The 1,463-nt window shown below is 67.9% G+C and carries 2 protein-coding genes; both read right to left on the bottom strand.

Features of this window, described 5'->3' with window-relative positions:
- The coding region (locus AC1D00_RS40810; protein ID WP_477014604.1) for a hypothetical protein at positions 1 to 296 on the bottom strand (296 nt) is incomplete at its 3' end.
- 162 nt (positions 297 to 458) lie between these two features.
- The gene (locus tag AC1D00_RS40805) at positions 459 to 1,247 is read right to left on the bottom strand and encodes an SDR family NAD(P)-dependent oxidoreductase (protein WP_404553094.1); all 789 of its coding nucleotides are present in this window, start codon (positions 1,245 to 1,247) and stop codon (positions 459 to 461) included.
- Positions 1,248 to 1,463 lie beyond the last annotated feature (216 nt).

Genomic DNA, 1,463 nt, shown 5'->3' with positions numbered 1-1,463 from the left:
GCATAGAAGCGCCCGCGCCGGTCGACCGAACGCGCTGCATGGAATCCGAGCACGGCGCGTTTGGTGACACAGATGCGCTCGCCCGGCACGATGCTCAGCACCAGCGTGCAGGCGGAAAGGCAGGGGCCGTCGATCACCACGCGCTCGCCGCTCTCGCGCACCTTCTCGAACAGGTCGAGGAACGGCCCGACCTGTCCGCCCGGTGACTGGATGATGCGGATTTCGGCGGCAACGGGTGTGGAGGCGAGCAGGGCGGTCGCGAGCATCAGGGCTTTGACCAAGGCAGCACGTTGCATCGTACTCTCCGCACATTCGACGTCGTAGGTTGGGCAAAGCCACCGGGTCGCGCGAGTGCGCGCCCGATGACAGGCTCCGCGTGCCCGCCAATGGCACCACAAATCCGCAGAAGGTGGCGGGCACGGCGCTTCGCGCCCTTGCCCATCCCGCAAATCCCGTGCCTACCCGTTGCGCCGTTGCCCGCGCAGCGTCGGCAGGCCAATGCCGGCTGCATCAAAGCCGCCATCGACGGCCAAAATTTGGCCGGTGATGTAGCTCGCGCTTCCCGAGCACAGAAAGAAGACCGCCTCCGCGAGCTCCTCCTCGAGACCGTAGCGGTTGAGCGGAATGGCGTCGTGATAGTCGGCGCGGATCTCCTTGGTGTGCACCTGCTTCGCCATCGCGGTGTCGACCGGCCCCGGCGCAACCGCGTTGACGCGGATGTTGAGCGAGGCGAGCTCGACCGCGAGCTGCTTGGTCAGGTGCGCGAGCCCCGCTTTGCTGGTGCCGTAGGCCGCGCGCAAGGTCGAGGCGCGCACCGCCGAGATCGAGGTGATGTTGACGATGGCGCCGCCGTCGCTGTCGCGCATCAAGGGCACCGCGGCCTTGGTGCAGAGGAACGGGCCGGTGAGGTTGACCTCGAGCACGCGGCGCCAGTCGGTATCCGGCGTCTCCATCAGCGGCGCGAACACGGCGATGCCGGCATTGTTGACGAGCGCATCGAGCCGGCCGAACCTCCGCTCGATCGTCGTCATCGCGGCGCCGACCGCGGCCGCATCGGAGACGTCGCAGGTCAGCGCGAGCGTCGCCTCGTTCTGGCCAATCTCGGCGACCGCGCGGCCGAGCAGCTCCCCCTCGATGTCGAGCAGCGCCACGCGCCAGCCCTCGCCAAGGAACTTCTTCGCGGTCGCAAGCCCGATGCCGCGCGCGGCTCCGGTGACGAGGGCGACTTTTTGCGGGGCCTGCGGCATTTGCTAGTCTGTCCTGTGTTCGAAAGGCTGTTCCCACGCGAGGGCCGGCCCCTTTTACTTCGCTTTCGTCCTTACAAGAAAGGGCCTGAAGCCATGCCCATCGATCCCGGCGCGACCCCGCTCGAGGAATGGCGGCCCGGTGTGACGACCCGCATGGTGACCTCCGCGCGCAATGGCGCGGCCGCGCTCTGCATCTTCGAGCAATGGGTCGCCCCC

It is taken from the genome of Bradyrhizobium sp. P2_E8, assembly GCF_056403875.1.
Note: the sequence above shows the minus strand (reverse complement) of the source record. Positions and strands in the feature narration are given on the sequence as shown.

What these genes read in the sequence shown, in the direction of transcription:
- AC1D00_RS40805 (WP_404553094.1), bottom strand. Translation starts at nt 1,247, where the DNA reads ATGCCGCAGGCCCCGCAAAAAGTCGCCCTCGTCACCGGAGCCGCGCGC.